General features: G+C 64.5%; 8 protein-coding genes. All 8 read right to left on the bottom strand.

Annotated elements, in window-relative coordinates; all coding sequences use genetic code 11:
- Positions 1-72: 72 nt before the first annotated feature.
- Genes AAHE99_RS26560 through AAHE99_RS26525 form a run of 8 tightly spaced genes read right to left on the bottom strand, consistent with a single transcriptional unit; the run spans position 73 to position 8616 of the window.
- Positions 73-1080 carry an XdhC family protein gene (locus tag AAHE99_RS26560; protein WP_342120962.1) on the bottom strand — a complete coding sequence of 336 codons (1008 nt, stop codon included), beginning with the start codon at positions 1078-1080 and terminating at the stop codon, positions 73-75.
- Between the two features lie 20 nt (positions 1081-1100).
- Positions 1101-1490: a surface-adhesin E family protein gene (locus tag AAHE99_RS26555; RefSeq protein ID WP_342120960.1), complete on the bottom strand. Its 390-nt coding sequence runs from the start codon at positions 1488-1490 to the stop codon at positions 1101-1103.
- Positions 1487-2584, bottom strand: a complete 1098-nt coding sequence (locus AAHE99_RS26550) for a M48 family metallopeptidase (protein ID WP_342120959.1) — start codon at positions 2582-2584, stop codon at positions 1487-1489. The genes AAHE99_RS26555 and AAHE99_RS26550 overlap by 4 nt, the downstream gene beginning before the upstream one ends.
- 10 nt (positions 2585-2594) lie before the next feature.
- Positions 2595-3044: a dUTP diphosphatase gene (dut, locus tag AAHE99_RS26545; RefSeq protein ID WP_342120957.1), complete on the bottom strand. Its 450-nt coding sequence runs from the start codon at positions 3042-3044 to the stop codon at positions 2595-2597.
- Complete coding sequence (coaBC, locus tag AAHE99_RS26540) at positions 3041-4261, bottom strand: bifunctional phosphopantothenoylcysteine decarboxylase/phosphopantothenate--cysteine ligase CoaBC (protein ID WP_342120956.1); 1221 nt, start codon at positions 4259-4261, stop codon at positions 3041-3043. The genes dut and coaBC overlap by 4 nt, the downstream gene beginning before the upstream one ends.
- 10 nt (positions 4262-4271) lie before the next feature.
- Positions 4272-4781, bottom strand: a complete 510-nt coding sequence (gene lspA / locus AAHE99_RS26535) for a signal peptidase II (RefSeq protein ID WP_342120955.1) — start codon at positions 4779-4781, stop codon at positions 4272-4274.
- An 8-nt stretch (positions 4782-4789) separates the two neighbouring features.
- Positions 4790-7654 (bottom strand): isoleucine--tRNA ligase, encoded by a 2865-nt coding sequence (gene ileS, locus AAHE99_RS26530; protein ID WP_342120954.1) that lies wholly within the window; start codon positions 7652-7654, stop codon positions 4790-4792.
- Positions 7655-7665: 11 nt separating this feature from the next.
- A complete protein-coding gene (locus tag AAHE99_RS26525) occupies positions 7666-8616 on the bottom strand; it encodes a bifunctional riboflavin kinase/FAD synthetase (RefSeq protein ID WP_342120953.1) in 951 nt (316 codons plus the stop codon).
- Positions 8617-8709 lie beyond the last annotated feature (93 nt).

The raw sequence follows: 8709 nt of genomic DNA, 5'->3' as shown, positions 1-8709 counted from the left end.
AAGAGCCTGACCCCAAGGTTGACACAGACTCGGCAGTGGGGAAATCTGGTTCTTGCTTTTGAATTCGGGGCCTCATGTCGGGCAGGCGGGGCCTGGCGCTGTTTCCAGGGCCGAGGCGTGGTTGATCTGTAGGACTTCGGGGACGCCGTTTTTTACCGCTGTCATCTCCGCCAATATAGAAATGGCGATTTCCGGGGGCGTTTTGCTGCCGATGTACAGGCCTATCGGGCCGTGCAGGCGGGCGATCTGCTCTTCGCTCAAATCAAACTGCAGCAGTCGTTCGCGGCGCTTGGCGTTGTTGGCGCGCGAGCCGATGGCGCCGACATAGAACGCATCCGACTTTAACGCTTCCATCAGCGCCAGGTCGTCCAGCTTGGGGTCGTGCGTGAGGGCGACCACGGCGCTGCGCCGGTCGAGCTTCATTTCCTGCACCAGGTCGTCCGGCATGGCGTGCACCAGCGGTACTTCGGGCAGGGCCCAGCCGGCGCGGTATTCTTCGCGTGGGTCGCAGACGGTGACGTGGTAGTCCATGGCGGTGGCAATCTGCGCCAGCATGCGTGATAGCTGGCCGGCGCCGATGATCAGCAGCCGCCAGCGCGGGCCGTGCTGGGTCACCAGCAAATCGCCCACGCGCTCCAGCACTGCGCCGGGGCGGGCACGTTCCAGGGTGACGGCGCCGCTGCGCAAGTCGAGGGTGCGGGCGACCAGTTCGTGTGCCGCCAGGCGTTCCAGCAATTCGTCGATGCGGCTGTGTGGGCCGAGCGGTTCCAGCGCCAGTTCGATGGTGCCGCCGCAGGGCAGGCCAAAGCGGTGGGCTTCGTCGGCGGTGATGCCGTAGCTGACCACCTGGGGCAGTTCGCGCACGATGCCTTCCTTGCGAACGCGTTCGATCAGGTCGTCCTCGATGCAGCCGCCGGAGACCGAACCGACCACGCGGCCATCGTCGCAAATGGCGAGCGTGGCGCCGATCGGGCGCGGGCTGGAGCCCCAGGTGCGGATGACGGTGACAAGTTCGCAGCGGTGTCCCGCGGCGAGCCAGGCGGAGCAGGTCTTGAGCACTTCGAGGTCGATGCTATCCATGCCCCGAACTATAGCAAGCCTCAGCGCTTTTTGCAGACGGCCTTCATGGCCTTTTCCGCCAAGCTGCCCGGGGCGATGGTTTCGGGGTCGTAGGATTCGTATTTGAAGGTGCCGAGCGGCTCACCCTTGCCGAATACTTCGGCGTAGAAGGACTGCGCCAGCAAGGTGCGGGTGGCGGTCTCGCAGGCGTAGGTGTGCTGGGAACGGACCGAGAGGTACATTTTGCCGTCCGGCGCAGTCTGCGGTTTGCGGAAGCTTTCCATGGTCCAGGCCTTGCGCCCGCTATCGTCGCTGTGCACCGAGCTGCGGTCCAGTAGCAGGGCGCTGTCCTTGTCCTTGGCAAGCGGAGTCCAGGGCCCGGCCAGCGCCAGTGAAGGCGCCAGCAGGAGCGCGAGGACTACCGGTTTCATGGCAGCAGCGGGCGCTTGGCGGCCTGCTTGGCCTTGATCTCGGAGACGCTGCGGTCCATCGCGGTCAGGCGCGCCGTGACATTCGGGTGGATCGCGGTGTAGCCGTTCAGCACCGTGGCCGGGTACTGGCCGGACAGGCGCTGCCAGAACGAGCGCGCGTTGGTGATGTTGTAGCCGGCGCGCGCCAGCATGTACAGCGCCAGGTTGTCGGCGGCGACGTCGTAGTCGGCCGGCATCGGGCGCACGCCGGCGCTGCCAACCAGCATGGTCAGGTCCGGACGCACCGAGGCCAGGTTGTCGATGATGCTGGACATGGTGTTGGTGCTGCGCGTCTGGCTGGCGTGGCCGAGGATATTGTGCGCCAGCTCCTTGGCCATCACGTAGGCGATGGCTTCGTCGTTCTGGGCAAAGTTGATCATGCCGCGCGTCAGCAGCACGCGGCTGCCGTCGTGGTAGGCGTTCACATTGTCGGAGTTGCCCAGGTCGACGCGGAAGGCGCAGGCGCGGGTCACCGGCACGTTCAGCGTCTGGCTGTTGCCGTTGCGGGCAATGGTCATGTTGAGCGAGGCGCTGTTGGCGGCCAGCGGGGCGAACACGGCGGCGGCCTTGCTTTCGGCGTCGCGGCCCTTCGGCAGCGCCTTGCCGCCTGCGGCTACCAGGTCGTCGCCCTTGCGCAGGCCGGCCTTGGCGGCGCCGCTGCCGGCCAGCACGCCGGACACTTGCAGCACATCGTCATACCCCAGCACGGCGGCCGAGGCATCGGCGTATTCGCCCGGGTAGGAGTACTTGTTCTTGGCGGTGAAGCCGAGCAGGTTGCGGGCCTGGGTCTTGCACAGCTCAGCGTTATTGATCAGCAGCGGGGCTGCGACGCGGTACAGGCGTTCCTGCAGGTCGGCAATGACCTTCATATTGTTGCGCGCGGCCTGCATCTGCGGGGTGATCACCGGCGCCGGGGCCGGTGGCGGTTCGGCCTGCTGGACCGGCGCTTCCGGCGCGCTGCTGGGCTGGAAGGTGGAACAGGCAGAGAGCAGCAGCGCGGCCGCGACGGCGGGCCAGGATGCGTAATGGGACGATTTGTTTTGCTCTACTGCCATAATTCTTTCCTTAATGCTTGCCAGTGCTACCGAAACCTCCGGCGCCGCGGTCGCTGGCCTCGAAGTCTTCGACCACATTGAAGCCGACCTGCAGCACGGGCACGATGATCAATTGCGCCAGGCGCTCCATTGGATTCAGCGTAAACGTGTTTAAGCCCCGGTTCCAGGTGGAGACCATCAGCTGTCCCTGGTAATCGGAGTCAATTAAGCCTACCAGATTCCCTAGAACAATGCCGTTCTTATGGCCCATGCCGGAACGCGGCAGTATCATGGCCGCGTAGCCTGGGTCGGCGATATGGATCGCCAGGCCGGTCGGCACCAGCACGGTCTGGCCCGGCTCGATGGTGATCGGGGCGTCGATGCAGGCGCGCAGGTCGAGGCCGGCGCTGCCCGGGGTTGCATAGGCCGGCATCTGGTCTTTCATGCGCGGGTCGAGGATTTTGACGTCTACAGTTTTCATACGAAGAGCGAATTCTTGTCGATGCGTTTGGCGATTTCGGAAATCAGCTGGCGCGCCAGCGTGAGCTTGTCGGCGCGCGGCAGGATGGTGTGTCCGTGTTCGTCAAACAGGATGATGGTGTTGTCGTCCTGGCCGAAGGTGTTGTGGCCGATATTGCCGACCAGGAGCGGGATGCCTTTGCGTTCGCGCTTGGAGGCGCCGTATTCGATCAGGTTTTCCGATTCGGCGGCAAAGCCCACGCAGTATGGCCAGCCGGCCAGGCTGGTACGGGTGGCCACGCTGGCCAGGATGTCCGGGTTCTGCTCGAACTTCAGTTCCGGCACGCTGCCGTCGCCGGTCTTTTTCACTTTCTGTTCGCTCGGGTTGACCACCTTCCAGTCGGCCACGGCCGCCACCGAGATGAATACGTGCTGGCCGCCGATGTGCTCCATCACGGAATCGAACATCTGCTGCGCGCTTTTCACGTTGTGGCGCTCCACGCCATACGGCGTGGCCAGTGCGACCGGGCCGGAAACCAGGGTGACCTCGGCGCCGGCTTCACGCGCGGCGCGCGCCACGGCATAACCCATCTTGCCGGAGGACAGGTTGGTGATGCCGCGTACCGGGTCGATGGCTTCGAAGGTCGGGCCGGCGGTGACCAGGATGCGCTTGCCCGCCAGGACTTTCGGCTGGAAGGCGGCGATCATCTCAGCCAGCAGCTGCTCCGGTTCGAGCATGCGGCCCAGGCCCACTTCGCCGCAGGCCTGGTCGCCGGCGGCCGGGCCGAACACGGTGATGCCGTCTTCCTGCACCTGCGCCACGTTGCGCTGGGTGGCCGGGTTGGACCACATCTCCACGTTCATGGCCGGGGCGATCAGCAGCGGCACGTGGCGTGGACGGGCCAGGCACATGGTCGACAGCAGGTCGTCGCATACGCCGTGCGCCAGCTTGTAGATGAAGTCCGCGGAGCAGGGCGCGATCAGGATGGCGTCGGCGTCGCGGGTGACGTCGATGTGGGCCATATTGTTGTTCACGCGTGGATCCCACTGGCTGCTGAACACCGGCTTGCCGGACAGCGCTTGCATCGTCACCGGGGTGATGAAGTGGGTGGCGGCGTCGGTCATTACGACCTGCACCGAGGCGCCTTCCTTGGTCAGTGCACGGCACAATTCAGCGGCCTTGTAGCAGGCCACCCCGCCGGACAGGCCGAGGACGATTCGTTTGCCAGTAAGTTCCATGGTACTGCTCCTACTTGTTCACGCGGCGCAGTTCGTCGAGCACGAACAGCGCGGCTCCGATGCAGATCGCGGTATCGGCGATGTTAAACGCCGGGAAGTGGCCGAAGCCCTTCCAGTGGAAGTCGAGGAAGTCGATCACGTGGCCGTACACTACGCGGTCGATCACATTGCCGATGGCGCCGCCCAGGATCAGGGCCAGGGCCCAGCAGAACAGGCGCTGGCCGCTGTGGCGTTTCAGCAGGTACAGGATGTACAGCGCGGCGCCGACACCGATGGCGGTGAAGAAGTGGCGCTGCCAGCCGCCCTCATTGGCGAGGAAGCTGAAAGCGGCGCCGCGGTTGTAGGCCAGCACCAGGTTGAAGAAGCTGGTCACCACCTTCTCTTCGCCGTACACGAACAGCTTGCTGACAGTGATCTTGGTCAGCTGGTCGAGCAGGATGATGATGAAGGCGATGCCCAACCATGGGGTCATGCTGCCGGATGCTGGTTTGCTGCTGAAGGTCTTCTTTTTAGTGGCCATGTAGTTTCTCAGGCAAACTTGCGCGACTCGCCGGCGCCGAACAGGTTGGAGTGGCAGCGGCCGCACAGGCCTGGGTGGTCGGCGTGCGAACCCACGTCGGCGCGGTAGTGCCAGCAGCGCTCGCACTTCTGCGCGGTCGATGCGGCCACGTTCACGGCTTCATCCGCTTCGGACGCCACTTCCACAGCCTTGGCCAGGGAGGTGATGAAGATGAACTTCAGGTCGTCGTCCAGCGAGGACAGCACCTTGAACTTGTCGCCCGATGCCTTGATCTCCAGTTCCGCTTGCAGCGAGGAGCCGATCGCGCCGGAGCCGCGCAGCTCTTCCAGTTGCTTGGTCACGTTGGCGCGCACCGCGATGATGGTGGCGTACTTGGCCAGCAGTGCGTCGGCGTCGGCCAGTTCCGGCAGCTGCCACCAGGTCTGGGTGTAGATGGTCTCGTCGCTGGCTTTGAACGCTTCTGCGCCGGCGAAGGAGGCCCAGGCCTCTTCAGCGGTGAAGCACAGCACTGGCGACATCAGGCGCAGCAGTGACTGGGTGATGTGCCACAGCGCGGTCTGCGCCGAGCGGCGCGCCTTGGAATCGACTGCACTGGTGTACAGGCGGTCTTTCAGGATGTCCAGGTAGAAGCCGCCCAGGTCTTCCGAGCAGAAGTTCTGCAGCTTGGAGACGACAGGGTGGAACTCGTAGCGCTCGTAGTGGCCGGACAGTTCGGCCTGCAGCGCAGCCATATTGGCCAGCGCGTAGCGGTCGATTTCCAGCAGCTCGGCCACCGGCACGGCGTTGGCCTTCGGATCGAAGTCCGAGGTGTTCGCCAGCAGGAAGCGCAGGGTGTTACGGATGCGGCGGTAGGACTCGGTCACGCGCTTCAGGATCTCGTCGGAGATCGACAGCTCGGAGGTGTAGTCGGTGGCGGCCACCCACAGGCGCAGGATGTCGGCGCCCAGGGTGTCGGACACCTTCTGCGGCGCCACGGTGTTGCCGATCGACTTGGACATCTTCTTGCCTTCGCCATCGACCACGAAGCCGTGGGTCAGCAGCGCCTTGTACGGCGGACGGCCGTTCAGCATGGAGGAAGTCAGCAGCGAGGAGTGGAACCAGCCGCGGTGCTGGTCCGAGCCTTCCAGGTACAGGTCGGCCGGGAAATGCGACTGCTGCGGGTGCGAGCCGCGCAGCACGGTCTGGTGCGTGCAGCCGGAGTCGAACCACACGTCCAGGGTGTCCTTGTTCTTCTCGTAGTGTTCAGCGTCGGCGCCCAGCAGGGTGGCGGCGTCCAGCGCGTGCCAGGCGTCGATGCCGCCCTGGTCGATCAGCTTGGCCACCTGCTCCAGCAGTTCCGGGGTGCGCGGGTGCAGCTCGCCGGTTTCCTTGTGGATGAAGACGGCCATCGGCACGCCCCACTGGCGCTGGCGCGACAGGGTCCAGTCCGGACGGTTGGCGATCATGCCGTGCAGGCGCGCCTTGCCCCAGTCAGGGAAGAACTCGGTGGCCTCGATGCCTTCCAGCGCGGTTTCGCGCAGGGTGGAGCCGCCGTCCAGCGGCTGGATGTCCATGCCGGCGAACCACTGCGAGGTGGCGCGGTAGACGATCGGGGTCTTGTGGCGCCAGCAGTGCATGTAGCTGTGGTCGAACATCTTCAGTTCGAACAGGGCGCCCGCTTCGCGCAGCGCTTCGCAGATCGGCTTGGAGGCTTCCCAGATCGTCATGCCGCCGAACAGCGGCAGGGAAGGGATGTATTTGCCGTCGCCCATCACCGGCTTCAGGATTTCGTCGTCCTTCATGCCGTGCGATTTGCAGGACACGAAGTCGTCCTGGCCGTAGGCAGGGGCGGAGTGCACCACGCCGGTACCGCTTTCGGTGGTCACGTAGTCGGCGATGTACACCGGCGACAGGCGGTCGTAGAAGGCGTCGCGCGCGTGCAGCGGGTGCTTGAAGGAGATGCCGGCCAGCTTGCCGCCGGTAGTGGTGGCGATGATGGTGCCTTCCAGCTTGTAGCGCTGCAGGCAGGTCTCGACCAGGTCCTTGGCCAGGATCAGCATCAGCGGCTTGCCATCGCGTTCGGTCTGCACCAGGGCGTAGCTCACCTCATGGTGCATGTTCAGGGCCTGGTTGGACGGGATGGTCCAAGGGGTGGTGGTCCAGATCACCACAAAGCCGTCGCCAGCCGGCAGGGCTGGCAGGCCGAAGGCGGTGGCCAGCTTGTCGTGTTCATGGAAGGCGAAGCCGACGTCGATCGCCGGGTCGCGTTTGTCCTGGTATTCCACTTCCGCTTCCGCCAGTGCGGAGCCGCAGTCGAAGCACCAGTTGACCGGCTTCAGGCCGCGGTAGACGTAGCCCTTCTCCAGCAGCTTGCCTAGGGCGCGCAGCTCGTCGGCCTCATTGCTGTAGGCCATGGTCAGGTATGGCTGGTCCCATTCGCCCAGGACGCCCAGGCGGATGAAATCCTTCTTCTGGCGCTCGACCTGCTCGTGGGCGTAGGCGCGCGCCTTGGTCAGCACTTCGGCGGTCGGCAGGTTCTTGCCGTACAGTTTTTCGATCTGGATCTCGATCGGCATGCCGTGGCAATCCCAGCCCGGCACATACGGCGCGTCAAAGCCGGCCATGGTGCGCGACTTGACCACGATGTCCTTCAGGATCTTGTTGACCGCGTGGCCGATGTGGATGTCGCCGTTGGCGTAGGGAGGACCGTCATGCAGCACGAACTTCGGGCGGCCGGCGGCAGCCTTGCGCACGCGCTCGTAGATCTTCTTGTCCTGCCATTGCTTGACCCAGCCCGGCTCGCGCTTGGCCAGGTCGCCGCGCATCGGGAATGGGGTTTCGGTCATATTGACCGGGTATTTGCTCTCTTGCTTCTTTGGTTTGTTGTCGGACATGATAGGTATCTTTAGTTCGTGTTCTGTGCGGCGAAGAAGGCGCGCGCGTGGTCGGCGTCGCGCTCGATGGCTTTGACCAGGGTAGGCAGGTCAATGAACTTTTCTTCGTCGCGTATCTTTTGCAGGAATTCGACGCGCACCACCTTGCCATAGCAGTTCTGGGCGAAATCGAAGATATGGACTTCCAGCAGCACGCGGCCGGCATCTTCCACCGTCGGGCGCACACCCAGGCTGGCCACGGCCGGCAGGGGCTGCGGGCCCAGGCCGTGCACCTGCACGATGAAGATGCCCGACAGGGCAGGGCGGTGCGGCACTTTCAGGTTCAGCGTCGGAAAGCCGATATCGCGGCCCAGTTTGGCGCCGTGGATCACGTGGCTGGAAATCGAATAAGGATGGCCCAGCAGCGCCTGCGCCTGCTGGAAATCGCCATCCGCCAGCGCGGCGCGCACGGCGGAGGAGGAGATGCGGGTTTCGCCATTGCGCACGGTCGGCAGCACCTCCACTTCAAAGCCGAACTGCTTGCCCGCTTCGGCCAGCAGGGCGACATTGCCAGCGCGCTTGGCGCCGTAGCAGAAATCGTCGCCCACCATCAGCCATTTCACGTGCAGGCCCTCCACCAGCACCTTCTCGACGAAGGTCTGCGGCGACTGGGCGGCGAAATGTTCGTTGAAGTGCTCCACGATCACGCGGTCCACGCCATTGTTTTCCAGCGCCTGCAGCTTGTCGCGCAGGTTGGCGATGCGCGGCGGGGCTTTCGACATATCGCCCATCTTCTGGGCGAAAAATTCGCGTGGATGCGGCTCGAAGGTCATCACGGCCGATTCCAGGCCCAGGCGATCGGCGGCCGCGCGCACGCGCGCCAGCAACGCCTGGTGACCGCGGTGGACACCGTCGAAGTTGCCGATCGTCAGGGCGCAGGGCGCACGCGCCGCTGCGTTGGGAAGTCCGCGAAATACCTTCATGCTTCAGTTGTTTTGCGTAAATGCTTGATTATACGAGATGAAAGCAAAAAAGCGGTGCCGGGGGGGGGAGGCCGGGGGTGGTTTGGGTAAGCC

It is taken from the genome of Pseudoduganella sp. OTU4001 (assembly GCF_038440195.1).
Taxonomy (GTDB): Bacteria; Pseudomonadota; Gammaproteobacteria; order Burkholderiales; family Burkholderiaceae_D; genus Rugamonas.
The sequence above is the reverse complement of the archived record's forward strand: the minus strand, read 5'-3'. Positions and strand labels throughout refer to the sequence as shown.

Bases quoted from the DNA above. Each gene is read 5' to 3' on its own strand.
- AAHE99_RS26525 (WP_342120953.1), bottom strand. From the start codon at position 8,616: ATGAAGGTATTTCGCGGACTTCCCAACGCAGCGGCGCGTGCGCCCTGC.
- coaBC (WP_342120956.1), bottom strand. From the start codon at position 4,261: ATGGAACTTACTGGCAAACGAATCGTCCTCGGCCTGTCCGGCGGGGTG.
- lspA (WP_342120955.1), bottom strand. From the start codon at position 4,781: ATGGCCACTAAAAAGAAGACCTTCAGCAGCAAACCAGCATCCGGCAGC.
- AAHE99_RS26550 (WP_342120959.1), bottom strand. From the start codon at position 2,584: ATGGCAGTAGAGCAAAACAAATCGTCCCATTACGCATCCTGGCCCGCC.
- AAHE99_RS26555 (WP_342120960.1), bottom strand. From the start codon at position 1,490: ATGAAACCGGTAGTCCTCGCGCTCCTGCTGGCGCCTTCACTGGCGCTG.
- AAHE99_RS26560 (WP_342120962.1), bottom strand. From the start codon at position 1,080: ATGGATAGCATCGACCTCGAAGTGCTCAAGACCTGCTCCGCCTGGCTC.
- dut (WP_342120957.1), bottom strand. From the start codon at position 3,044: ATGAAAACTGTAGACGTCAAAATCCTCGACCCGCGCATGAAAGACCAG.
- ileS (WP_342120954.1), bottom strand. From the start codon at position 7,654: ATGTCCGACAACAAACCAAAGAAGCAAGAGAGCAAATACCCGGTCAAT.